24 protein-coding genes and 1 tRNA gene are annotated in these 24,155 nt (G+C 67.2%); 13 read left to right on the top strand and 12 right to left on the bottom strand.

What is annotated here, in order from left to right; translation table 11 throughout:
• Window positions 1–9: 9 nt before the first annotated feature.
• The gene (locus A5759_RS05230; protein ID WP_064350709.1) at window positions 10–615 is read right to left on the bottom strand and encodes a TetR/AcrR family transcriptional regulator; all 606 of its coding nucleotides are present in this window, start codon (window positions 613–615) and stop codon (window positions 10–12) included.
• A 159-nt stretch (window positions 616–774) separates the two neighbouring features.
• On the opposite strand from A5759_RS05230, the gene A5759_RS05225 reads away from it, so the two are divergent.
• From A5759_RS05225 to pth, 8 genes are all read left to right on the top strand, one after another.
• A tRNA-Gln gene (locus A5759_RS05225) sits at window positions 775–846 on the top strand.
• Between the two features lie 84 nt (window positions 847–930).
• Entirely contained in the window at window positions 931–2,409 is a 1,479-nt protein-coding gene (gene glmU, locus A5759_RS05220; protein WP_068194757.1) for a bifunctional UDP-N-acetylglucosamine diphosphorylase/glucosamine-1-phosphate N-acetyltransferase GlmU, read from the top strand.
• A gap of 98 nt (window positions 2,410–2,507) precedes the next feature.
• The gene (locus A5759_RS05215) at window positions 2,508–3,488 is read left to right on the top strand and encodes a ribose-phosphate diphosphokinase (protein ID WP_064399569.1); all 981 of its coding nucleotides are present in this window, start codon (window positions 2,508–2,510) and stop codon (window positions 3,486–3,488) included.
• Window positions 3,489–3,500: 12 nt separating this feature from the next.
• A complete protein-coding gene (gene arsC / locus A5759_RS05210) occupies window positions 3,501–3,845 on the top strand; it encodes an arsenate reductase (glutaredoxin) (protein WP_082699063.1) in 345 nt (114 codons plus the stop codon).
• Entirely contained in the window at window positions 3,842–4,525 is a 684-nt protein-coding gene (locus A5759_RS05205) for an LpqN/LpqT family lipoprotein (protein ID WP_068194755.1), read from the top strand. The genes arsC and A5759_RS05205 overlap by 4 nt, the downstream gene beginning before the upstream one ends.
• Before the next feature lie 95 nt (window positions 4,526–4,620).
• On the top strand, window positions 4,621–5,493 hold the full coding sequence (locus tag A5759_RS05200) for an oxidoreductase (RefSeq protein ID WP_068194752.1): 873 nt from the start codon (window positions 4,621–4,623) through the stop codon (window positions 5,491–5,493).
• Window positions 5,494–5,633: 140 nt separating this feature from the next.
• Window positions 5,634–6,311, top strand: coding sequence for a 50S ribosomal protein L25/general stress protein Ctc (locus A5759_RS05195; RefSeq protein WP_068194749.1), 678 nt, complete (start codon window positions 5,634–5,636; stop codon window positions 6,309–6,311).
• A gap of 6 nt (window positions 6,312–6,317) precedes the next feature.
• Window positions 6,318–6,896 carry an aminoacyl-tRNA hydrolase gene (gene pth, locus A5759_RS05190; protein WP_068194745.1) on the top strand — a complete coding sequence of 193 codons (579 nt, stop codon included), beginning with the start codon at window positions 6,318–6,320 and terminating at the stop codon, window positions 6,894–6,896.
• A 2-nt stretch (window positions 6,897–6,898) separates the two neighbouring features.
• Here the strand turns inward: pth and A5759_RS05185 are convergent, their stop codons facing one another.
• The 3 genes from A5759_RS05185 to A5759_RS05175 all read right to left on the bottom strand — a co-directional run bounded on the left by A5759_RS05185 (window position 6,899) and on the right by A5759_RS05175 (window position 9,790).
• The gene (locus A5759_RS05185; RefSeq protein WP_068194742.1) at window positions 6,899–7,621 is read right to left on the bottom strand and encodes a cutinase family protein; all 723 of its coding nucleotides are present in this window, start codon (window positions 7,619–7,621) and stop codon (window positions 6,899–6,901) included.
• Between the two features lie 66 nt (window positions 7,622–7,687).
• Complete coding sequence (locus A5759_RS05180) at window positions 7,688–8,848, bottom strand: hypothetical protein (protein ID WP_231984554.1); 1,161 nt, start codon at window positions 8,846–8,848, stop codon at window positions 7,688–7,690.
• A 9-nt stretch (window positions 8,849–8,857) separates the two neighbouring features.
• Window positions 8,858–9,790 (bottom strand): metal-dependent hydrolase, encoded by a 933-nt coding sequence (locus A5759_RS05175; RefSeq protein ID WP_068194738.1) that lies wholly within the window; start codon window positions 9,788–9,790, stop codon window positions 8,858–8,860.
• A 120-nt stretch (window positions 9,791–9,910) separates the two neighbouring features.
• On the opposite strand from A5759_RS05175, the gene A5759_RS05170 reads away from it, so the two are divergent.
• On the top strand, window positions 9,911–10,483 hold the full coding sequence (locus A5759_RS05170; protein ID WP_231984553.1) for a TetR/AcrR family transcriptional regulator: 573 nt from the start codon (window positions 9,911–9,913) through the stop codon (window positions 10,481–10,483).
• On the opposite strand, the gene A5759_RS05165 is transcribed toward A5759_RS05170, so the two are convergent.
• Window positions 10,458–11,300 carry an alpha/beta fold hydrolase gene (locus A5759_RS05165; protein ID WP_068194731.1) on the bottom strand — a complete coding sequence of 281 codons (843 nt, stop codon included), beginning with the start codon at window positions 11,298–11,300 and terminating at the stop codon, window positions 10,458–10,460. The two genes, A5759_RS05170 and A5759_RS05165, sit on opposite strands and share 26 nt — an antisense overlap.
• An 82-nt stretch (window positions 11,301–11,382) precedes the next feature.
• Between A5759_RS05165 and A5759_RS05160 the strand changes: the two genes are divergently transcribed.
• On the top strand, window positions 11,383–12,432 hold the full coding sequence (locus A5759_RS05160) for a phosphotransferase family protein (protein WP_068194728.1): 1,050 nt from the start codon (window positions 11,383–11,385) through the stop codon (window positions 12,430–12,432).
• Here the strand turns inward: A5759_RS05160 and A5759_RS05155 are convergent.
• The 4 genes from A5759_RS05155 to A5759_RS05140 all read right to left on the bottom strand — a co-directional run bounded on the left by A5759_RS05155 (window position 12,429) and on the right by A5759_RS05140 (window position 17,315).
• A complete protein-coding gene (locus tag A5759_RS05155) occupies window positions 12,429–13,277 on the bottom strand; it encodes an ABC transporter permease (protein WP_068194870.1) in 849 nt (282 codons plus the stop codon). The two genes, A5759_RS05160 and A5759_RS05155, sit on opposite strands and share 4 nt — an antisense overlap.
• A gap of 14 nt (window positions 13,278–13,291) precedes the next feature.
• Entirely contained in the window at window positions 13,292–14,251 is a 960-nt protein-coding gene (locus A5759_RS05150) for an ATP-binding cassette domain-containing protein (protein ID WP_068194725.1), read from the bottom strand.
• A gap of 114 nt (window positions 14,252–14,365) precedes the next feature.
• On the bottom strand, window positions 14,366–16,000 hold the full coding sequence (locus A5759_RS05145; RefSeq protein ID WP_066845955.1) for a fatty acyl-AMP ligase: 1,635 nt from the start codon (window positions 15,998–16,000) through the stop codon (window positions 14,366–14,368).
• A gap of 340 nt (window positions 16,001–16,340) precedes the next feature.
• Window positions 16,341–17,315, bottom strand: coding sequence for a 4-(cytidine 5'-diphospho)-2-C-methyl-D-erythritol kinase (locus tag A5759_RS05140; RefSeq protein WP_066845957.1), 975 nt, complete (start codon window positions 17,313–17,315; stop codon window positions 16,341–16,343).
• An 80-nt stretch (window positions 17,316–17,395) separates the two neighbouring features.
• Between A5759_RS05140 and A5759_RS05135 the strand changes: the two genes are divergently transcribed.
• The gene (locus A5759_RS05135; RefSeq protein WP_068194722.1) at window positions 17,396–18,193 is read left to right on the top strand and encodes a serine/threonine-protein kinase; all 798 of its coding nucleotides are present in this window, start codon (window positions 17,396–17,398) and stop codon (window positions 18,191–18,193) included.
• On the opposite strand, the gene rsmA is transcribed toward A5759_RS05135, so the two are convergent.
• The 3 genes from rsmA to A5759_RS05120 all read right to left on the bottom strand — a co-directional run bounded on the left by rsmA (window position 18,180) and on the right by A5759_RS05120 (window position 21,151).
• Window positions 18,180–19,088: a 16S rRNA (adenine(1518)-N(6)/adenine(1519)-N(6))-dimethyltransferase RsmA gene (gene rsmA / locus A5759_RS05130; protein ID WP_068194717.1), complete on the bottom strand. Its 909-nt coding sequence runs from the start codon at window positions 19,086–19,088 to the stop codon at window positions 18,180–18,182. The genes A5759_RS05135 and rsmA overlap by 14 nt on opposite strands.
• Entirely contained in the window at window positions 19,085–20,212 is a 1,128-nt protein-coding gene (locus A5759_RS05125; RefSeq protein ID WP_064399551.1) for a resuscitation-promoting factor, read from the bottom strand. Before A5759_RS05125 ends, rsmA begins: the two co-directional genes overlap by 4 nt.
• 90 nt (window positions 20,213–20,302) lie before the next feature.
• Window positions 20,303–21,151: a TatD family hydrolase gene (locus tag A5759_RS05120; protein ID WP_068194867.1), complete on the bottom strand. Its 849-nt coding sequence runs from the start codon at window positions 21,149–21,151 to the stop codon at window positions 20,303–20,305.
• 24 nt (window positions 21,152–21,175) lie between these two features.
• Between A5759_RS05120 and metG the strand changes: the two genes are divergently transcribed.
• On the top strand, window positions 21,176–22,759 hold the full coding sequence (metG, locus tag A5759_RS05115) for a methionine--tRNA ligase (protein WP_068194715.1): 1,584 nt from the start codon (window positions 21,176–21,178) through the stop codon (window positions 22,757–22,759).
• 8 nt (window positions 22,760–22,767) lie between these two features.
• Complete coding sequence (gdhA, locus tag A5759_RS05110; protein WP_064399548.1) at window positions 22,768–24,117, top strand: NADP-specific glutamate dehydrogenase; 1,350 nt, start codon at window positions 22,768–22,770, stop codon at window positions 24,115–24,117.
• Window positions 24,118–24,155 lie beyond the last annotated feature (38 nt).

Genomic DNA, 24,155 nt, shown 5'->3' with positions numbered 1-24,155 from the left:
AGATCTACGTCACTCGTCGAGCAACGGCGGATCGTTCTCCAGATGCATCAGCCCGTTCCAGCACAGGTTGACCAGATGCGCTGCGACGACCTCTTTCTTGGGCTCGCGCACGTCGAGCCACCACTGCGCGGTCATCGACACCGAGCCGACCAACGCCTGGGCGTAGAGCGGCGCCATCTCCGGGTCCAGTCCGCGGCGGGAGAAGTCGCCGGCCAGGATCGAGGACACCTGGTTGACGGCCTCGTTGAGCAGCGTCGAATAGGTGCTGCCTGAGGTGATCGACGCCGGGGAGTCGCGAATCAGGATGCGGAAGCCGTCGGTGCGCTCGTCGACGTAGGTCAGCAGGGCGAGCGCGACCCGTTCGATGCGCAGCCGCGAGCGGTTGTTGGTCATCCGGGTCAGCGACGAGGTGATCCCGTCGAGCAACGCCGACATCTCGCGGTCGACGACCACCGCGTACAGGCCCTCTTTGCCGCCGAAGTGCTCGTAGACGACGGGCTTGGAGACGTTCGCGCGCTGGGCGATCTCCTCGATCGAGGTGCCCTCGTAGCCGCGCTCGGCGAAGAGCTTGCGCGCGACCTCGATGAGCTGGTGGCGCCGCTCGGCGCCCGTCATCCGCGCCCGCGGTGCCCTGACCTCCTTGTCGAGTGCTGCCACGGCTACCAGGTTAGATGCAGATGTCGTGGTCGGGCGTCGATCAGACGGCGAGGCGCCTGCCGTCGGGAACAAACGAAGAGGGGTCCGGCGATTGGACTAGCATCACGAGTTGTCCGATCCGTCGTGGTGTAATCGGCAGCACCTCTGATTTTGGTTCAGATAGTTCAGGTTCGAGTCCTGGCGACGGAGCAATTTGGCCGCGATTGTGCGCTCACATGCGGCGTGACCGGCGTGTCGCGTATGAAACCGCACATCCGATAGGCAGGAGACCGGATGACGGCAGCCCCTGAAACCGCGGTGGTCGTGCTCGCGGCCGGCGCCGGAACCCGGATGCGATCCGACACCCCGAAGGTGCTGCACACGCTGGCGGGGCGCAGCATGCTCGCCCACGCACTGCACGCGGTGGCCAAGGCGGCCCCGCAGCACCTGGTCGTCGTGGTCGGCAAGGACCGGGAAAGGGTGACCCCCGAGGTCGAGCGGCTGGCCGCCGAGCTCGGCCGCCCGATCGACACCGCCACCCAACAGCAGCAGCGCGGCACCGGACACGCCGTGCAGTGCGGTTTGGCGGCACTCGCGGCCGACTTCGCAGGCACGGTGGTGGTGACCTCGGGTGACGTGCCGTTACTCGACGCCGACACGCTGGCCGACCTGATCAGCACGCACAGCAGGCGGCCGACGGCGGTGACCGTGTTGACCACCACGCTGCCCGACCCGACGGGTTACGGTCGCATCCTGCGCACCCAGGACGGCGAAGTGATGGGCATCGTCGAGCAGGCCGACGCCACCCCCGAACAGCGGGCCATCACCGAGGTCAACGCCGGGGTGTACGCGTTCGACGCCGCCGCGCTGCGGTCGGCGCTGGGCCGCTTGAGCTCGGACAACGCCCAGCAGGAGCAATACCTGACCGACGTCGTCTCGATCGTGCGGTCCGACGGTCTGGTCGTACGGGCCAAGCACGTCGACGACTCGATGCTGGTGGCGGGGGTCAACGACCGCGTGCAGCTGGCCGAACTCGGCGCGGAGCTGAACCGGCGCGTCGTCGCCACGCACCAGCGGGCCGGGGTCACGGTGGTCGATCCCGCGACGACGTGGATCGACGTCGACGTGACCATCGCCCGCGACACCGTGGTCAAGCCGGGCACCCAGCTGCTCGGCGGCACCCGCATCGGCGGGCGGTGTGAGGTCGGGCCCGACACCACGTTGGCCGACGTCACGGTCGGTGACGGCGCGACCGTCTGCCGCACGCACGCCACCTCGTCGGTGATCGGGGACGGCGCGACGGTCGGGCCGTTCACCTACCTGCGGCCGGGCACCGTGCTGGGCGCCGACGCCAAGCTCGGCGCGTTCGTCGAGACCAAGAACTCGACGATCGGCACCGGCACCAAGGTGCCGCATCTGACGTACGTCGGCGACGCCGACATCGGCGAGCACAGCAATATCGGGGCGTCGAGCGTTTTCGTCAACTACGACGGCGAGACCAAGAGCCGCACCACGATCGGCTCGCACGTCCGCACCGGGTCGGACACGATGTTCGTCGCCCCGGTCACCGTCGGCGACGGCGCCTACACCGGGGCGGGCACCGTCGTGCGTGACGACGTGCCGCCCGGTGCGTTGGCCGTGTCCGCCGGCCCGCAGCGCAACATCGAGGGTTGGGTGACGCGCAAGCGGCCGGGGTCGGCGGCGGCGCGGGCCGCGGAGCAGGCATCGGCCGGCGAGGGCGGGCAGGCTACGGACGACGTCGAATCCGGGTGAGCGGCCCCGGCCGTTCACGATCTGGCCACCCGGGCACGGCCGGCGCGTCAAGCTACGTAGGATTAGCCGGTATCGATCCCCGACCTTGAGGGCGCAGTGTGGGCACCGAGTGGACCGACAATCGCAAAAATTTGATGCTGTTCTCGGGTCGGGCGCACCCCGAACTCGCTGAACAGGTCGCCAAGGAACTCGACGTACCCGTGACGGCGCAGACCGCGCGGGACTTCGCCAACGGCGAGATCTTCGTCCGATTCGACGAATCCGTCCGCGGTTGCGACGCCTTCGTGCTGCAGAGCCATCCGGCGCCCCTGAACCAGCACCTGATGGAACAGCTGATCATGATCGATGCGCTCAAGCGCGGCAGCGCCAAGCGGATCACCGCGATCCTTCCGTTCTATCCGTACGCACGGCAGGACAAGAAGCACCGCGGGCGCGAACCGATCTCGGCGCGGTTGGTCGCCGACCTGCTCAAGACCGCGGGCGCAGACCGCATCGTCACCGTCGACCTGCACACCGACCAGATCCAGGGTTTCTTCGACGGACCGGTCGACCACATGCGGGCGCAGAAGCTGCTCACCGGTTACATCGCCGAGCATTACTCCCATCACGACATGGTGGTCGTCTCCCCCGACTCCGGCCGGGTTCGCGTCGCCGAGAAGTGGGCGGACTCCCTCGGCGGCGTCCCGCTGGCGTTCATCCACAAGACGCGCGACCCGCTCAAACCCAACGAGGTGGTGTCCAACCGCGTCGTCGGCGACGTGCGGGGCAAGACCTGCGTGCTGACCGACGACATGATCGACACCGGTGGCACCATCGCCGGTGCGGTCAAGCTGCTCAAGGCCGACGGCGCCGGCGACGTGATCATCGCGGCGACACACGGTGTGCTCTCAGATCCGGCCCGCGAGCGGTTGGCCGATTCGGGTGCCTGCGAGGTGATCGTCACCAACACGCTGCCGATCGGCGAGGACAAGCACTTCGCGCAGTTGACCGTGCTCTCGATCGCGCCGCTGCTGGCGAACACGATCCGCGCGGTGTTCGACAACGGCTCGGTGACAAGCCTTTTCGACGGGTCGGCATAGATGTCGGCCCCAATGCCAAACGCGACGATCTACCACAACCCCAAGTGCTCGACCTCGCGCAAGACGTTGGACTTGTTGCGCGAGAACGGAATCGAGCCTGAGATCGTGCAATACCTGAAGACGCCGCCAACCCGCGCCGAGCTGGAGAAGATGATCTCCGACGCCGGTATCGACGTGCGCACCGCCGTGCGGAAGCGTGAATCCCTCTACGGCGAACTGGGTTTGGCGGATGCCTCGGACGACGAGCTCCTCGACGCGATGGCCGCCAACCCGATCCTGATCGAGCGGCCGTTCGTCGTCACGCCGAAGGGCACCCGGTTGGCCCGGCCGATCGACGCGGTGCGCGAGATTCTGTGAGCCGTCGAGGCTTTCGGGTTCTCGCCGCCGCGGTGACGGTTGTCGGTGCGATCGCCGCTGTGTCCGGCTGCGGCACCGAACCGCCCAATTATCAGTCGGTGTGGTCGACGTCGTCGTCGCCGCCCCCGACCACCGCCAACCCCGATGACAAGCCGGTGCCCGTCGCGGCGTTCCTGGAACAGGCCGGTGTGACCGGGCAGCCCGTGTTCCCCGAGAAGCTCACCGATCTGACCGTTTCATATCCGACACCTGCCGGGTGGGAGCCGTACTTCAACACCAACTTCGCGCCGGGAACCAGGGTGATCGCCAAGGGCGAGACGTACCCGATCGCGATGCTGGTGGTGATGAAGTTGACCGGCGACTTCGATCCGCGCGAGGCGATCAAGCACGGCTACGTCGACGCCGAGATGTCGCAGAACTTCAAGCGCCTCAACGCGTCCATGGACGACTTCAAGGGTTTCCCGTCGGCGATGATCGAGGGCAGCTACGACCTCAACGGCACCCGGATGCACAGCTACAACCGCATCGTCATCGCGACCGGCGCACCGCCTGCCAAGCAGCGCTATCTCGTCCAGTTCACGGTGACGAGTTTCGCCCAGAAAGCCGCCGAAGAGGCCCCCGACATCGAGAAGATCATCGGCGGCTTCAACGTCGCGGTCCCCAAGCCGCCGCCGAAGTAGCCCCAGTTTTTGCGCGAAATGGCATTCCAGCAGCGAAAGTGCGAGTGGACACCTGCTGGAATGCCATTTCGCGGTACGTCACTAGGGTGGTCGGCATGAGCGACTGGACCGCCGCGGATCTGCCCTCCTTCACCGGACGCACCGTCATCGTCACCGGCGCCAACAGCGGCATCGGCTTGATCACGGCGCGCGAACTGGCCGGAGCAGGCGCCAAGGTCATCCTCGCCGTGCGCAACACCGCCAAGGGTGACGAGGCGGCGGCGACGATCACCGGGGACGTCGAGGTCCGCAAGCTCGACCTGCAGGACCTGGCGTCCGTGCGCGCGTTCGCCGACGGTGTCGACGCCGTCGACGTGCTCGTCAACAACGCCGGCATCATGGCCGTCCCGTACGCGTTGACGGTCGACGGCTTCGAGAGCCAGATCGGCACCAACCATCTCGGCCACTTCGCCCTGACCAACCTGCTGCTGCCCAAGATCAGCGACCGCGTCGTGACGGTGTCCTCGGTCATGCACATCTTCGGCCGGATCAACCTCAAGGACCTCAACTGGAAGGCCCGGCCGTACCTGGCGTGGCCGGCGTACGGCCAGTCCAAGCTCGCGAACCTGCTGTTCACGAAGGACCTGCAGCGTCGACTCGACGAGGTGGGCTCGCCGATCCGGGCGATCGCCGCGCATCCGGGCTACTCCGCCACGAACCTGCAGGGCCAGACCGGCAACCCGATCGGGACCCGCTTCTGGCTCGCCGCCAACCGGGTATTCGCCACCGAGCCCGACTTCGGTGCCCGCCAGACCCTGTACGCGGTGGCCGAGGATCTGCCGGGCGACACGTTCGTCGGCCCGCGCTTCGCCAGCCGCGGTCCCACCGGGCCGACGGGCTTCCGCAGCCCGCTGGCTCGCGACGGCCGGATGGCGACGGCACTGTGGGAGCTCTCCGAGCAGCTCACCGAGACCGCGTTCCCGCTCTGATTTGGGGCGCAGCACCGTTTCCGGCTACCCTGGCCGGTGATCACGGCGAGGGTGGCCGCGCCAGCGGAGGCCACCGTTATCGACGCGAACCTTGTGGTTGAGCCCCGCCGTGCTGAGCACACGACAGGAGCACCCACATCATGGCGAAGAACGCCCCCAACAACCTGACCGCGGCGGTCCGCACCGAGACCGGCAAGGGCGCATCGCGCCGCGCCCGCCGCAACGGCAAGGTGCCCGCGGTCCTCTACGGTCACGGCACCGATCCGCAGCACCTCGAACTCGACGGCCGTGACTTCGCGGCCGTGCTCCGCAACTCGGGCACCAACGCGGTGCTCACCCTCGATATCAACGGCAAGGAGCAGCTCGCGCTGACCAGGGCTCTCGACATCCACCCGATCCGCCGCACCATCACGCACGCCGATCTGCTCGTCGTGCGCCGTGGCGAGAAGGTTGTCGTCGAGATCAACGTCGTCATCGAGGGTGACGCGGTGCCCGGGACCCTGGTCACCCAGGAGACCAACACGATCGAGGTCGAAGCCGACGTGCAGTCGATTCCGGAGAACGTCGTCGTCTCGGTCGAAGGTGTCGAGGCCGGCACGCAGTTCACGGCCGGCTCACTCGAGCTGCCGTCGGGTGTCACGCTGGTGACCGACCCCGATTCGCTGGTGGTCAACGTCGTCGTCGCGCCGACGGCCGAGGAGCTCGAGGCCGAGGGCGGCGGTGAGGCGCCGGAGGAGGCAGCAGCCGAGGTCGCCGAGGGCGCCGACGAGGTCGAGGGCGACTCCGCCGAAGCGGCTCCCGCCGAAGAAACCGAGTAGTCCGGCATGGCCGAACCACTACTCGTGGTCGGCCTGGGCAACCCGGGACCGCAATACGCCACAACGCGGCACAACCTCGGGTTCCTCGTCGCCGACATCCTCGCCGATCGCATCGGCTCGGGATTCAAGGTGCACAAGAAGTCCGGCGCCGAGGTGGTCACCGGCCGCCTCGCCGGACGCTCGGTGGTGCTGGCCAAACCGCGTACCTACATGAACGAGTCGGGTCGGCAGGTCGGACCGCTGGCCAAGTTCTACTCGGTGCCACCGGCCGACATCGTGGTGATCCACGACGAGCTCGATATCGACTTCGGCCGGATCCGGCTGAAGTTCGGCGGCGGGGTGGCCGGGCACAACGGGCTACGGTCGGTCGCTTTGTCGTTGGGCAGCAACGACTTTCAGCGCGTCCGGATCGGCATCGGTAGGCCGCCCGGCCGCACCGAAGGCGCGAAGTTCGTGTTGAGCACCTTCACGTCCGCGGAGTGGAAGGACGTGCCGACGATCTGCGAGCAGGCCGCCGACGCCACCGAGATTCTGGTGGCACAGGGCGTGGAGCCGGCGCAGAACATCGTGCACGCCTGGGGCTGACGTCAGCCTCCGGTGTGGCCGGACAGCGTCGTGATCGGCGCGGCGGCCCCGAGGCGGTCGGCGGTGAACTGCGCCGCCTGAGCGGTGAGCCCCGACTCGACGTAGAGGCTGTGCGCCGCGACGTCATTTCCGTTGGAGCACACCGGATCCGCGCCGTTGCACAGGTCGATGGTCTTGGCCCCGTAGGCCGGGCTCAGCGCGGTGAGCGGACCGCCGAGCAGGCGGATGGAGGGGTTGCCGAACACCGCGACGGCGGCCACGTGGTCGGCGACCGCGGCGGGCATCGGCTGGGTGAAGCCGAGTGTGGGCGTGTTCGCCAGGGCGATGGCGTCGATGACGGCGGCACCCTGTGAGTACCCACCGAGCACGATCCTGGTGTCCGGGCAGGTGGTGGCGATGTTCTGGACGAACAGGCTGGCGTCGTTGGCGCCCTCGGCGGCGCGCAGGAAGTCCCGTGTCGCGGGATAGTTGACCGCGTAGACGGCGACGGACTCGTCACCCACGAGCGGTCGCAACGTGTCGACGAACGCCTGGCCGACGCGGCCGACGCCCGCCGGTTCCCCGGTGCCGCGAGCGAATACCACCTGCACGTCGGGACACTCCCCGGTGGGCGCCGCAGCGGCCGGTGCTGCCGACGTCATCAGCGGTGCGCCCAGCGCCGCACCCGAGATGAATACTGCCGCAACCATGATCATCAGCCGACGCAGCGGCAGTCTCGTCTTCATGCATGGCCAAACGCCCAGCCGTTGACGATGTATTCCGCGCGCGGTCCGCGGTCCGCGTCACACTTTTCAGAGGAACGAGTTCTGGGCGGTGAGCCCTCGCTCGGGGAACTCGCCCAGCGCGAACGTCTCGGCGTTGCCGAGGCCGGAACCGCCGCCCACCGGATCGTCCACGCGGACCAGCAGATCCCGAAGCTGATGCAGCTTGCGCGCGTTCTCCGCGGTGTCGCAGTCGGTCACGTGGTAGCCCTCCACGCGCAGATCGCCGACCCACTGGCCGTAGACCCAGTCGTTCCAGCCGTAGTAGCCGGCCGTGCCGAGGTGAAAGCCCGTCGGTCCGGCCGCGGTGATCGTCAGCGGTCGCCGCGATCCGTCAGAGTCGATCAACGTGACCGTGCCATGGGTCAGTCGCCGGTTCTCGTCGTTGAAGTGCAGATCCTGTTCCACCGAGACAAACCGGTGCGATGTGCCGTCGTCGTTCTGTTGCTCTGCCTGGCAACGGATTTCGAGAAAACCGTCGCCACGCTCCTCCTGATACATCACGAACAGCGAGTACGCCGATCCGTCGGGGCGCGTCAGCGTCATCGGCAGCCAGGTCATGAACATCTGCTTGATCTTGCGCCCACCACGAGGCAGGCCGGGGATGGGTTTACCGACCCCGGGGCGCAGGCCCCAAGAATGGTCGCGCACCGATATCCACTCGTCGGGGCGAATTTCGGTGCGACGGCCTTCGACCTCGACCCAGCCGGACGCCACGCCGATCTGGTGGTAGCGCAACACATTATGGGAGACGCGGTAGCCGTCCGGGCTGCGGTCGGGCCACGGATCCTCCAGCGCCGCATCGAAGCTGCCCTGCATGACCACGTCGAACGAGATCGGCGCGTGTTCGGTCGGCTCGAGGCTCACCTGAATCGACCGCAGCGGCTCCAACACGCGATAGCGGATCGGCCCGACGGCGGTCGAGGAGGGATCGGCCGACAGGCGGCGCCCGCCGCGCACGGTCCACTGCTCGGTGCCGCGGCACACCCCGGCCGCACCGTCGAACACGCCACGGTTGGTGTACTTTCCGACGCCGAGCACGACCTGCAGCGAGTTGTCCCGCGCATGCGCGAGCGTCCAGATCTTCTCCGTCCACGACGGATCCGATTGGCTGACCGTTGCGAACGTGTCGACGATCTGGTGGGTGAGCGACTCGTCTTCGGGCACCAGACCGCCGTAGTTCGTCGTCAACAATCGATGTCACCTTCCCGTGGTGGACGACGACCGGGCGAACGTCGTCATATCTGCGCCGTTGTCGTAGGCGCGCATCCAGGTCTGCGCCCACGCGGGCAGCGGCTGATCGGCCGGATCGTGGTACGGCGTCTGCGAAAGCGCCAGTCGCCATACCATTTTCGCCAGGTCGGCGGTCGGCACCGGTTGGAAGATCGTCGGTGCTCCCCCGCCGTCCCGTCGGCGGCGCACGATGGGCAGGCGGTGTTTGAGTTCACCGGTCAGAAAGTCGCCGGACAACAACTCGCGGGTGGAGACGCCGCGATCCTCGATCGGGACGACCTCGTCGAACACCGTCGCGATCGCGTCCGCGATGGCGGCGACATGGCTGAACGTCCTCTTGATGTGCTTGACGCGGGACCACGGGTGGGGGTTGACGTGATTGCACAGGATCAGCCCCGAACTGCGGTGCTCGATCTCCTCGACGAAGTGCCACATCATCAGCGAGGCGACCCGGACATCGCCTCCGCCGAACAGCGAATCACGGTGGTCGAGAATCACTTTGAACAGCGGGGTGAACGTGGCCTCGAGGTTGGCGACGTAGGCGAGGTGGAAGGCGACCGGCTCGTTCCTCAGCAGCTCGTCGTAGGCCGCGCAGGCGTCGGCGTAACACTGCTCGAGGTCGGGGTAGCGGTCGATCAGCGCGAGCATGTGCTTGCGATGCGCGGCGGCATGCTGGGCTTCCTGCTTGAGGAACCCCTCGGCTTCCTCCGCGACGCCGGGACTTTCGGCCAACCGGTCAGCGGCCATCCGCACCGCGCTGACGATGTAGCGCTCGAAGGGCACCGCGATGAACGTGAACGCGTTGCAGAACAGTCCGAAATTCGGGTTGGCCGGCTGCCACATGAACGGCACCGAGGCGTCGAACTCCCATCCGATCTTACGGACGATGAGGTCGGTCACCGTTACTCTCCTCCGCACCGGACGTGGCACTGCGCATCCGGTGACTCACCCGTCAATGGGGTGCTCGGGCTTGATGTAGCGTTAGTGTGACATTTGACCCTGCAGATGTAAAGGTTAATCGTGGTCCGCACCGAGGATGCCGAGCAGTCGACGCGGCGGCGCATCCTCGCGGCCACTTTCGTCGTGCTGGCCCGTGACGGTCGGCGGAAGCTGCAGCTGTCCGATGTCGCCGCCCAAGCAGGCGTCTCCCGCCCGACGCTGTACCGCCACTTCGGTTCCAAGGAGGGGTTGCTCGAGGCGTTCGGCCTCTACGAACAGGACAACTTCGATGCGGGAATCGCGAGCGCGATGGCGGGCCTCGTGGGCCGCGACCGCCTCGATGCGGCGTTGCGCTTCATCGTCGAGTTTCAGAGCACCTACTCCCTAGGATCGCTCGCCGATATCGAACCCGAACACGTGCTCGCGCAGATGAGGCGTGTGCTGCCGATCATGCACGAGCGGATCGCGCGGATCATCCCCGGCGACAACAAGGACGTCGCCGCGGCGGCCGTGGTGCGCATCGCGGTGTGCCACTACCTGCTCGGAGGAGCCAGCCCCGAGAACTTCCTCGCCGAACTGCGCCACGCCGCAGGCCTCGACGCCGCGCGCAACGGCCGTTCCGCATCGCTCACCCCGCGTCCAGCCAGTCGCTGATCTTGGCCGCGATCAGGTCGGGCTGTTCGAGGTGCAGGAAGTGCCCGACTCCGTCGATGACTTCGTGCGACGACCCAGCGGTCGGCAGGTACTCGCCCAGGTCGGCGAGCAGCTCGGCGCCTATCGCGCCGTCGTTGCGGCCATGCAGGTAGAGCGTCGGGACCGGGGGCGGCACGGCCGTCGCCGCGGTCTCGTCGGCGGCTTCGGAATCGCCGAACTCCGGATTGAACGACGCGCGGTACGGCCCGACGACGTCTGTGATGTTCTCGGCGGTGACGTGCCCGCGCAGTTCGGCGATGTCTTCGGCGCAGTCGTATCCCGGTGACCAGTCCGCCCACAGGGACTCCCAGAACCCGGGCGCGAGCAACGCCGCCTCGGCCAACCCGACCTGCTGGATGAACCAGATGTAGAACGACCGTTTGAGCTGCCGGTAGGTGAACAGGCCGGTCGCCAGCACACCGATCGGCGGTACGGCGAGCGCCACGAAACGCCCGAAGACCGGGGCCGGGCCCGCGACCACGCCGTAGCCCGCGTGCGCACCCCAGTCGTGACCGATCAGCACCGCGCGGTCGTCGGCTCCCCTCGCTTGGGCGACCTGGCGTACGTGGCGCACGTACGTGCCCACGCTGACCGGGTGCCCGATCGGTGTGTCGTATCCCGGGAGCCACGGCGCGATGACGCGATAGCCGTGGTTGACCAGATGCGGTCCGAGGTGGCGCCACGTGAACGGGGTGTCGGGGAAGCCGTGAACCAGGACAGCCAGTGGCCGGTCGTGGTCGTCGATGTCGCCGAAGGTGAGAGCCTGCGGTCGGGTCACTTCGCGAGCGTATTACATACGAGATGTCGGACGTAACAGGTTGCTCCTTTACATCTCACCGCCCGCGTGTAAGCCTTTCTGCATGGCGGGCATCGCTCTGGTCAGACGCGACCTCGAGGCCACCCGCGCCAGGCTGCGGGACTGGTTCGCCAACCGGCACACCGACGAGGTCGTCCTCTCCGAACTACGGCCGGCGAACCGGGCCGCGGGCTGGTCGAGCGAAACACTGGTGTTCAACGTCGAAACCGGCGGACGCAATGACGAGCACGTCATCCGGATACCGCCTGCGGGCGGCGGGATCTTTCCCGAATACGACCTCGACGCGCAGTCCGCGACGCAGCGACTTCTCCACGAACACGGTGTCGCGACGCCGTCACCGATCGTCTACGAGCCCGACGAGTCGTGGATCGGCTCGAAATTCCTTGTGATGCCACGGATCGTCGGCCACACACCGTCGGACACCAGCTATGCCACGCGCGGTTGGTTGCACGACGCCGGCATGACCGTGCAGCGCCGAGTGCACGACTCGTTCCTGGAAACGATGGCGCGCCTGCATCGGGTGCCCCCCGAGCAGGCTCCGTGGCTGGTCCGACCCGAGGGAGTCGGTGTCAGTACCGAGCTCGAGTGGTGGCGCGAGTACGTCAGATGGGGCACTGATGACCAGGTCCCCGATGTCATCACCGAAGCGTTCGACTGGCTGACGCGGCGCACACCCTCCGCCACAACTGATTTGAGTATCTGCTGGGGCGATGCGCGGTTGTCGAACGCGATCTTCGACGACTCCGGCGAACTCGTCGGCGCGCTGGACTGGGAGCAGGCCTGCGTATGCCCCGCCGAAGCCGATGTCGCGTGGTGGCTGGCCACCCGCAAGCAGATGCTCGAGGTCAACGGCTTGGATCTCGACCCCGAACTGGAAGGCTTCGACAGCCGCGCTTCGGTTGTCGGGCGCTACGAGGAGATGCTCGGCAGGCCGCTCGAAGATCTCGACTGGTACGAGATATTCGCGATGGTCCGCATGGGGTGTTGCATCCTGCGGACGCAGGTCCTGTTGCGGGCGACCGGGCAGTCGGAGCACTTCCTCACCAGGGCGCCGATCCTGCCCGCATGGACGGTGGCGTCGATTCGCGCCTAGCTGCCGGTGCGGCGGGCGTAGGCGCGCAGGGCGAACGGCGCGAAGACCGCCGTCAGCAGCAGGGACCAGAGGATGGTGGCCAGCACCGGATGGTGCAGCGGCAGCTGCGCACTGTCGGGCGCGGGTCCGCCGTTGCCCCATAGTTCGCGCATCGCCTGAGCCAGCGACGACACCGGGTTCCACTCGGCGATGACCCGCAGCCAGTGAGGCATCGGCTCGGTCGGGACAAATGTGTTGGCCAGGAACGTGATCGGGAACAAGACGGTGAACATCACGCCGTTGACGGCCTCGACGGTGCGCAGCAGTGAGCCGATCAGGATGCCGAACCAGATCATTCCGAAACCGAAGACCAGGACCAGAGCGAAGGCCAGTACCGCCTCGGCGACGCTGCCGCGGATGCGCCAGCCGATCGCCAGGCCCGTCAGCGCCATCACCACCACGCCCAGCGACGAGTGGATCAGGCTGGCGATGCTGCGACCGATGAGCACCGACGATCGCGAGATGGGCAGCGAGCGGAACCGGTCGATGATGCCCTTCTCGATGTCGGCGGTGATACCGGATGCCACGACGAATGCCGAGAACACGATGGTTTGCGCCTGGATGCCCGGCAGCAGGAATTCGCGGTAGTTGGTGCCCCCCGGGTTGGGAATCGACGCGCCGAAAACGAACGCGAACAGCAACACGAACATGATGGGATGGGTGGTGACGTCGCTCAGCATCTCGGGCATGCGCTTGGTGTGGATCATGTTGCGCTTGACCATGATCCAGGACTGCTGGGCATTGTTGGTTCGCCGAATCGCGACCCGTTTCCTGGGGGCGTGTGCCGGTGGCGCGACGGTAGTCATGTCGCCTTCGATGGTCATGCACCGTCCTCCTCTTCGCTGCGGTGACCGGTCAGCGAGAGGAAGACGTCGTCGAGGCTCGGTCGCGACAACCCGATGTCGTCGACGGCGATGTCGTTATCGCGCAGCATTGCCGCGACGCGGATCATGTCGTCGAGGCCCTCGGCGGCCGCGGTCAACTCGCGTGCGCCTGCGTTGACGAACACTTCGCTACCGTCCGCGGCGAGCAGCGCCTCGGCCGCGGAGAGGTCCTCGACGTTCGTCACCGTGACGACCAGGCTGGCGTTGCCTGCCTGCTGTTTGAGCGCAAGTGGCGAACCCTCGGCGATGATGCGCCCCTTGTCGATCACCAGGATGTTGTCGGCCAGCTGATCGGCCTCTTCGAGGTACTGCGTGGTCAGCAGCAGCGTGGTGCCCTGCTCGACGAGACCTCTTAGCGCGTCCCATACTTCGCTGCGGCTGCGAGGGTCCAGGCCGGTGGTCGGCTCGTCGAGGAACAACACCGGCGGCGAGGCGAGCAGGCTCACCGCGAGATCGAGCCGGCGACGCATGCCGCCCGAGTAGGACTTCACCACGCGATCGGCGGCGTCGGCGATCGAGAACTGTTCCAGCAGTTGATCACCCAGTTTGGTGAGGTCCTTTTTGCGGATGCCGTAGAGCCCGCCGATCATCCGGATGTTCTCGCGGCCGGTGAGCAGCTCGTCGACGGTGGCAACCTGCCCGGTCAGGCCCATGTTGCGGCGCACCTGATCGGGTTCGCGCACGACGTCGTAGCCGGCGACGCGGGCGGTGCCGCTGGTCGGTGCGGTCAACGTCGTCATCATCCGCACTGTGGTGGTCTTGCCGGCGCCGTTCGGACCCAGCAGCCCGAGCACCGTACCGGGGGGAACGGTGAAGCTGACGCCGTCGACGGCCGGTTCGCCGTCGCCGAAGCGCTTCACAAGATCGATCGCCTCGATGGCGGGAGCGGAAGGCATGACACCGAACGTATCGCCACTCACGGACAGCTCATTACGTGGCGAGCGACCGCAAAATGCAGGCGCTACGCGGCGTGTCCGTGTGCAAACACGGTCGCTCGCGCACCTAGAGGACTAGGTGACGAGCGAGACGGAGGTGCTGCGGCGCAGCTTGCCCGACGGCGTCTTCGGGATGGTGCCGGGTCCGAGCACGACGACGTTGCGCGGACGCACGTCGACCTCGCCGACCACCTCATGGGCGACCTGCTGCTCGATCCGGCGCACCTCGACGGGATCCTGCCAGGCGTTGGACTCCACCGCGACGGCAAACGTCTCCCGCGAGTGGCCCGCGTCGAGGCGCACCGCGACGGCGCATCCGGGCCGGACCCCCTCGACACGGCATGCGGCGCGCTCGATGTCGGTCGGGTAGATGTTGCGGCCGGCCATGATGATGACGTCCTTGACCCGGCCGCACACGACGATGTTGCCTTCGTCGGTGATGTAGCCGAGGTCGCCGGTGTCGTACCAGCCGTGCTCGTCCTGCGCCGGGATGAATCCGCCCATGGTGATGTAGCCCGGGGTCAGTGATTCACCGCGAAGCTCGATCACGCCGACGCCGCGCGGCGGCATCACGTTGCCCTGCTCGTCGATGACGCGGGCCTCGAGGTCGCGCAGCAGCGGTCCCAACGAGGCCAGCCGGCGGGTGTTGCCCTTGGTCGCGGGTACGGCGCGGCGGAGCGCGGCCAGCAGATCGGCGTCGACCTCGTCGACCACCAGTCCCGCGCCGCACGGAGAGAACGACACCGCGAGCGTGGTCTCGGCCATGCCGTAGGCGGGCAGGATGGCGTCGGGCTTCAGGCCGAATGGCTTGCCGGCATCCAGCAGGTCCTCGACGTCGGCGGGCTCGACGGGCTCGGCGCCCGACAGCGCGAACCGCAGCGTGGACAGGTCGAACTCACCCGGCTTGGCCTGGCGGCGCAACCGCTTGGCGAACAGCGCATAGGCGAAGTTCGGCGCCGCGGTCATCGTGCCCTTGTACTTGTCGATGAGCTTGGCCCACAGCAGGGTGTCGCGCAGGAAGTCCAGCGGGGTGACCTTGACCAGTTCCGCGCCGAAGTACATCGGGATGGTCAAGAAGCCAACCATGCCCATGTCGTGGAAGCACGGCAGCCAGCTGACCATGACGTCCTTCTCGACGTCGTACTCGGCGCCGATGAACATCGCCTCGGCGTTGGAGTAGATGTTGCGGTGCGTGATCTGGACCGCCTTGGGCGAGCCCGTGGAGCCAGAGGTCAGCTGCATCAGCGCGAGATCGTCCTCGCCGACGTCGATCGGATCGATCGGATCGGAGGCCATCAGGTCCGGCACGGTGAGGACCGTGATGCCCTGCTCTTGGAGCACCGGGATGGCGACCATGAACGGTTCGGAGACGATGACGGCCTTGGCCTCGATCATCCGCACGACGTTCATCGTGTCCTCGGCCCAGACCGCGAGGTCGGTGCGCGGGGTGGGCTGGTGCAGCATGGTCAGGCTGGCGCCGCGCATCCACAGACCCTGGGCGGTCGGGGCGATCTCCACGGGGAAGCCGGCCAGCACGCCGACCGCGTCGCCGAGTCCGATACCGGCCTTCTCGAGGCCGCCTGCGACGCAGCGGGCGCGCTCGTGCACCTCGCCCCAGGTGTGGCGGACGGGTTCGTACGGTTCACCGGTGACCATGCCCGTCGTCACGGTGCGGGCATTGCGGTACATCTTCTCGGTGAATCGGCTCACGACACCCTCCTCGGTTCCTGGAGCCGCTGCGCCTGCGGCATGGGGCTCAGCGCAAAAATCCTCGTCATATGCTCCGCCCGATCAGAGATGTGGTCGCGAAGGCGCGCACACGAGTCGGGAGCGGTTTCGTCTCGAATTGGTGATGCACCGAGGCCTTCGCCATATCCGACGAGGCGCCCACCGAGGTCTCCGGCGGGAAAGAAAGTCGTGTCCGATGCATGACAGCTAATCTTCACCATCGGCCATCTTATGCAACTCTTAAGTAGCCGCCAAACTCTCGCGAGTATTGAGGTCTGGGTCACACCCTCTCGTGACCAAACTGTTCCCCGGCGACACGAGGTCACGCCGACGTCGACGGCGTCGGCACCACCCGCGCGCCCTGGACGGGGCCGCTGGCCACGCGCACGGTGCGACACACGCCCGCGCCCGCCAACTGCGCGCCGACGTCGACCGCCTGGCCCGCCGAGGCGCACAGAAAAGCGCACGTCGGCCCCGACCCGGACACGATGCCCGCCAAGGCTCCGGCCTCGGTGCCCGCGCGCAGCGTGCGGCGCAACCCCGGATCGAGGCTCAGCGCGGCGGGCTGCAGGTCGTTGCCGAGCAGCGGGGCGAGTTGAGCCGGATCGCCGGAGGCCAGCGCGGCCAGCACCGGTTCGGCGTCCTCGAGGCGCGGCGGCGGCTCGCGATCCGGGCCCGCAGAGTCGCGCAGCCGGTCGATCTCGGCGAACACCGCCGGGGTCGACAACCCACCGTCGGCAAAGGCGAGCACCCAGTGAAACGTCGTGCGCGCCAACACCGTCGCCAGCTCCTCACCGCGCCCGGTGCCCAACGCGGTCCCCCCGTGCAGAGCGAACGGCACGTCGCTGCCCAGCCGGGCCGCCAGCGCATGCAGATCGCGCCGCGGCACCCCCAACTCCCACAGCGTGTTCATTGCGACCAGCACCGCCGCCGCGTCAGCGCTACCGCCGGCCATCCCGCCGGCGACCGGGATGGATTTGTCGATCGAGATCGCCACATCCGGTGCCCGCCCCACGTGTTCGGCCATCAACTCAGCCGCCTGCCACGCGAGGTTGCGCTCGTCGGCCGGCAGCGATTCGGCCCCTTCACCGGACACTTCCAGCGACAGCATGTCGGCGTTGCTGACGATGATCTCGTCGAGCAGCGAGACGGCGTGGAACACGGTGGTGAGCTCGTGGTAGCCGTCGTCGCGGCGGTCACCCACTTCCAGGTAGAGGTTGACCTTCCCGGGCACTCGCACGGTGACCGACCCCGTCGGCACCCACTCGGAGGCGGTGTTCCCGTTCCAGCCCGGCACGGCACGACACTATCGAAAGGAGTCGCCGACCAGTCGTCCTGTCGGCGAGTCGGCGCAGTCGGCGGCACTAGTGTGAGCTCGTGCTGTCCGCCGGCGACCGGTTCGACGACTACGTGGTCGACGAGGTCCTCGGCCAGGGTGGATCGGCCACGGTCTACCGAGCGCATCCCGCGGACAACCCGCAGCTGGTGGTCGCGTTGAAGGTCCTCGCCGAACACGCTCGCGATCGAGCGCACGTGGCCCGGCTGCGGCGTGAGTTCGAGTTCGCCAGCCGGCTCGACCACCCCTATATCGTCACCGTGTACAAGCGGGGCCCGGGGTGGCTGACGATGCAGTTCGTCGCGGGCGGCGGAGTGCAGAACCTGCCGACGGTCCCCGACCGCCTCGCCGCCCTCGGCCAGATCGCCGACGCGCTCGACTACATGCACAACCGCGCGATCGTGCACTGCGACGTCAAACCCGCCAACATCCTGGTCGAGCCCGACCGCTCGCACGCCGTGCTGATCGACTTCGGGGTCGCGGTCGAGATCACCGACGACATCGGCCGCCGCCCTTCGCAGGTGGAGGCCTCGCTGCCGTACTCGGCGCCGGAGCTGATCGCGGGTCGGGCGCCGACAGAAGCCACCGACGAATACGCACTGGCCTGCACGGCGGTCGAACTGATCACCGGGTCACCGCCGTTTCGGGAGGACTCCCGAGTCGGGTTGGTCGAGGCGCACCTGCATCGCCCGCCACCACGGTTCTCGGCTGAATTCGACTGGCTGCCACGCACCTTCGACTCGATCGTGGCCAAAGCCCTGGCGAAGGCGCCCGCGGACCGCTACCAGTCCTGCCGGGAGTTCGTCGCGCTGGTCGTGCGTGCGGTCAGCGGACGCTGATCGAGCCCTTGGTTTCCCGAACCACCGGCTTGTCGACCTCTTCTGACCGTTGCAGCAGCCGGACGAAGTCGGCGATGGACAGGGTCTCACCACGGCGTGAGGGATCGATGCTGGCGGCGAGCAGCCTGCGCGCCGACTCGTTACCCGAACCCGCCCATTCGGCGAACGCGTTGCGCGCCGTCTTGCGCCGCTGCGCGAACCCGATGTCGATCAGCTCGAAAACCTGCTCACGGAAGCTCTCGTCGGTCGGCCACGGCGACGACTCGTAGCGCTCGATGCCGACCAGGCCCGAGTACACCCGGGGGATCGGCCAGAACACCGTCGGCGACACCATGCCGTGCCGCCGGACCTTGCCGAAGAAGCGCACCTTGGCACTCGGAACGCCGTAATCCTTGCCGCCCGGTTCGGCCGCGAGCCGCTCGGCCACCTCGGCCTGCACCATCACCATCACGGTGCGGATCGAGGGGAACTCGGCCATCAGATGCAGCAGCGCCGGCACGGCGATGTTGTAGGGCAGGTTGGCGACCAGGGCCGTGGGCTCCTCGTCGAGTTCTTCGCGGCGCAATCCGAGGATGTCGCGGTTGAGCACGGTGAGCCGGTTGATCTCGCTGTGCGAATGCTCGGCGATGGTGGTCGGCAGTTGCCGGGCCAGTACGGGGTCGATCTCGACGGCGGTCACCCGCGCGCCGCGGTCGAGCAACGCCAGCGTCAGCGAGCCCAGTCCGGGCCCGACCTCGAGAACGTGGTCGTGCTTGTGGACACCGGACGCCGAAACGATTCGCCGTACGGTGTTGGCGTCATGGACGAAGTTCTGGCCGAACGATTTGCGCGGCCGAAAGTCGATCGCCTTCGCCAGTTGTCGTATCTCGGTCCGCCCGAGTAGTCGAATGGTCAGCGCGCACCAATCCTCCCGCTACAAGTCGGCCACGCGCCCCACCCTTGTCGCGCCCGAGTGACTTCAGCAATCGCGATTTGTTCTTCTCTTGTTGCCAAGTCGGCTCTCGCAGCATAGCGCAGACCGCCGTTGCGCTCCCATGTGTTTTGGTCGAATTGAACGCCGCCGTAATATCCGTTGCCGGTGTTGATCGCCCAATTACCTCCGGCTTCGCACCGGGCAAGGGCGTCCCAGGTCGCTGCGTTGGACACCGGCGGCACCTCGGTTCCGGGCTTGGTGCCCACTCGCACGACCCCTTCACGGGCCGGCGTTACAACGACATTGGCTACTGGCAACCTGCCGGTCTCCACACCGTTGAGTTTCGCCACGGCAAAGATCACGTCCTGGGTGCCCGGCATCCCCGGGTCCTCGACGACCTCGCGGCTCTGGTTCAGCGTCGGGTCCTCGATGCGCTTGAGGCCGGGCGGCAGCGGCACACGCTCGGCGATCTTGTCGATCCGATTGCGCGTCACCTGCACGTGCATACCGTCGGTGACGGGGGCCGATGCGGCAGGAACCACTGCGTCACGCTGCTCGAGCGGGGCACCCGCCTCGGCGAGCAGACCCGCGACGTTCGGGGCGGCCAGGGTGACGCTGCGCGTCGCTCCGCCGTCGTCGATGTACACGGTCTTGGGACTAACCACGGGCAGCGACATTCCTGCCAGCGGAACCCGGCTGGCGCGCGAGGCGGCCGCGGGCGCCTTGTCGGTCATCTCCAGCTGCGCGAGAGCCTCGTCGACCGTCGACGCGGTCGTCCACACCTGCTTGCTGTCCTCGCCGTCCAGTGAAAGCTGAAGCGGACGGCTGCGGCGCAGCACGATGGTGTCGGCCTGGTTCACCGGCTGATCGGCGGCCGGGAACAGGTCGTCGCGGTCGCCGACCTCGAAGCCGTTCTCCTCGACCACGTCGATCACGCGCGACTTCATGGTCGCCACCGTCGTCGACGACCCGTCGACGGTCAGCGTGACGGTCTTGTGCGCAGCTATCGCGTAACCGCCGGCGAAGGTGAGTGCGAGCAACGTCGCACCGACCAGCAGACGAAGTAGCGGTGAACGCGCCTCGTGGAGCTTTGTGAAAGTGTTCAAAACGTCGTATATCCCCGACTATCGGACGGAACTCCGCGCCCTTGCGGTGCTTCGCTTTCGGTCACAGCACGGTAACGGAGAGGCCTCGAGTCAGCAACTCGCGAGGCCGTACGCGCGCTCGGCTGTGGTGGTGGTTTCACGTGCGACGGCCTCCGCCGGCTTACCGACGATCTCCGCCACCGCCCGCACAGTGTAGGGAAGGCAGTACGGCTCGTTGGGCGCGCCGCGGTACGGGTGGGGCGTCAGAAACGGCGCATCGGTCTCGACGAGCATTTGCCCGGGCGGAATCAGCTGTGCGGCTTCGCGCAGGGCTCTGGCGTTCTTGAAGCTGACGGTGCCCGACAGGCTCAGTAGCCAGCCCTGGTCGATGCACCGACGCGCCATCTCCGGTCCCGAGGAGAAGCAGTGGAAGATCACGATGTCAGGGGCGCCCTCGGCGGCGAGCACGTCGAGCACTTGGTCGTCGGCCTCACGGTTGTGGATCATCAGCGGCTTACCGGTCCGCTTGGCGAGGTCGATGTGCCAGGCGAATGCGTCCCGTTGGGTGGCCGGTTCCGCGCAGCCTTCCAGCTTGCCGGGCCAGTACAGGTCGAGGCCGGTCTCGCCGATCGCGACGACGCGGGGATGCCCGGCCAGTCGCTCCACGACGGTCTTGGCGTCGTCGGTCAGGGCGTCGGCTCGCGTCGGGTGCAGGGCGACGGCGGCGTAGACCCGCTCGTCGGCGTCGGCGGCCTCGGTGGCCCAGCGCGCGGAGGCGAGGTCGTCGGCGATGGTGACGACGGCCCGGACGCCGACCGCTGCCGCCCGGTCGACGATCGCGGTGACGTCGGCCGCGTCCGACGCACCGCATGCGTCGAGATGGGTGTGCGCGTCGATCAGCGGGCTCAGCGGATCCGGAGCGGGGGGCCGCTCCCTTCCGCCTGAGCGCTTCGCGTTCACCGCCACACCATAAGCTGAGTTGAAATGACTACCGCTGTCCCCGGGGCGCAAGCGCATAGCCCAGGCGCGCCCTTCTACATCACCACTGCGATCGCCTACCCGAACGGCGATCCGCACGTCGGCCACGCCTACGAGTACATCGCCACCGACGCCGTCGCCCGGTTCAAGCGGCTGGACGGATTCGACGTGCGGTACCTGACCGGCACCGATGTGCACGGGCTGAAGATGGCCGAGGCGGCGAAAACGCTGGGCATTTCCACGGCTGACCTGGCGCGGCAGAACTCCGATGTGTTCGAGCGCCTGCAGGAGAAGCTGAACATCTCGTTCGACCGGTTCATCCGCACCTCGGACGCCGACCACTTCGAGGCCTCGAAGGAGATCTGGCGCCGGATGAACGACGCCGGTGACATCTACCTGGACTCCTACCACGGTTGGTACTCGGTACGCGACGAACGGTTCTTCACCGACGCCGAGACGAACGTCGGCGCCGACGGCGTGCGGGTCGCTGTGGAGACCGGCGCGCCCGTGACGTGGACCGAGGAGCAGACATACTTCTTCCGGCTGTCGGCCTATACGGACCGCCTGCTGGAGCATTATCGGGCGCACCCGGAGTTCATCGAGCCCGAAGTGCGGCGCAACGAGGTCGTCAGCTTCGTCTCCGGCGGGCTCAGAGACCTGTCGATCTCGCGCACCACCTTCGACTGGGGCGTGCCGGTGCCCGACCATCCCGACCACGTCATGTACGTGTGGGTGGACGCGCTGACCAACTACCTGACCGGCGTCGGCTTCCCGGACACCGCGTCGGAAGCCTTCACGCGGTACTGGCCGGCCGATCTGCACATGATCGGCAAGGACATCATCCGGTTCCACACCGTCTACTGGCCCGCGTTCCTGATGTCGGCGGGAATCGAGTTGCCGCGCAGGGTTTTCGCGCACGGATTCGTGCTCAACCGCGGCGAGAAGATGAGCAAGTCGGTGGGCAACATCATCGACCCGGTGAACCTCGTCGACACGTTCGGGCTCGACCAGGTGCGCTATTTCTTCCTGCGTGAGGTGCCGTTCGGTCAGGACGGCAGCTACAGCGAGGACGCGATCATCGGCCGCATCAACGCCGACCTGGCCAACGAGTTGGGAAACCTGGCGCAGCGCTCGCTGTCGATGGTGGCCAAAAACCTCGACGGAATCGTCCCTGAGCCAGGGGACCTCACTGCCGACGACGCGGCTCTGCTCGAATCGGCCGACGCGCTGATCGACCGGGTGCGTGGCCATTACGACGCCGTGGCGATGCACCTGGCGCTCGAGGCGATCTGGTCGGTCCTCGGCGCGGCGAACAGGTACTTCTCCGCCCAGGAACCGTGGGTGCTGCGCAAGTCGGAGGCGGCGCAGGATCAGCGTCGGTTCGGCACAGTGCTATACACGACGCTCGAGGTCGTGCGGATCGCCGCGCTGCTGACGCAGCCCGTGATGCCCGACTCGTCGGCCAAGCTGCTCGATCTGCTCGGGCAGAACCCCGACGAACGAACCTTCGCCGCTATCAGCACCCGGCTGAAGCCAGGCACCGCCCTACCGGCCCCGACCGGTGTGTTCCCCCGCTACCAGGCTGAGTGATTCGAAAAGTGAACGGACTACACGAGAAACTGCACGACCTCTACGAAGAGGTCGCCAAACGCAACGCAGGCGAGACCGAATTCCATCAATCCGTCTACGAGGTGCTCAACAGCCTCGGACCGGTGGTGGAGAAGCACCCCGAATACGTCGACTCCGAGGTCATCCGGCGGCTGTGCGAACCCGAACGCCAGATCATCTTCCGGGTGCCCTGGGTCGACGACCGCGGCACCGTGCAGATCAACCGCGGCTTCCGCGTCGAGTTCAACTCCGCGCTGGGGCCGTTTAAGGGCGGCCTGCGGTTCCATCCGTCGGTGTACCTCGGAATCGTCAAGTTCCTGGGCTTCGAACAAATCTTCAAGAACTCGCTGACCGGAATGCCGATCGGCGGCGGCAAGGGCGGCGCCGACTTCGACCCCAAGGGCCGCTCCGACAGCGAGATCATGCGGTTCTGCCAGTCGTTCATGACCGAGTTGTACCGCCACCTCGGTGAGTACACCGACGTACCCGCCGGTGACGCCGGCGTGGGCACGCGTGAAATCGGTTACCTGTTCGGCCAATACAAGCGGATCACCAACCGCTACGAGTCGGGCACCCTCACGGGCAAGGGACTGACGTGGGGTGGTTCCCAGGTCCGCACCGAGGCCACGGGCTACGGGACGGTCTTCTTCGTCAACGAGATCCTCAAGGCCAATAACGACACGTTCGAGGGCAAGCGCGCCGTGGTGTCCGGTTCGGGCAACGTGGCGATCTACGCGATCGAGAAGATCCAGGAACTGGGCGGCACCGTGGTCGCGTGTTCGGATTCGAGCGGCTACGTCGTCGACGAGAAGGGCATCGACCTCGACGTCCTCAAGGAGATCAAGGAGGTGCGCCGCGGCCGGATCGCCGACTACGTCGAGATGCGCGGTGGCACAGCGGAGTTCGTCGCCGACCGCAACGTCTGGGACGTTCCGTGTGAGATCGCGATACCGTGCGCCACACAGAACGAGATCAACGGCGACGAAGCGCTGGCATTGATCGAGAACGGGTGCCGCGTCGTCGCCGAAGGCGCGAACATGCCGTGCTCACCAACCGCGCTCAAGCACTTCGCCAACGCGGGCGTGACGTTCGCACCGGGCAAGGCGGCCAACGCCGGCGGCGTCGCCACCAGCGCCTTGGAGATGCAGCAGAACGCCTCGCGGGACTCGTGGACGTTCGTCGAAACCGAACAGCGCCTGGAGCAGATCATGCGGCGGATCCACAACCGCTGCCTGGTCACCGCCGAGGAGTACGGCCAACCCGGCAACTACGTGGCAGGCGCGAACATCGCGGGGTTCATCCGGGTCGCCGACGCGATGCTGGCACTGGGCCTGGTCTGACGTCGTATGTGACGCGCATCACAAACTGTCACGTCCCG

This window comes from Mycobacterium sp. 852014-52144_SCH5372336 (assembly GCF_001665615.1).
Lineage (GTDB): Bacteria > Actinomycetota > Actinomycetes > Mycobacteriales > Mycobacteriaceae > Mycobacterium > Mycobacterium neumannii_A.
This window is presented reverse-complemented; position numbering and strand designations above follow the sequence as displayed.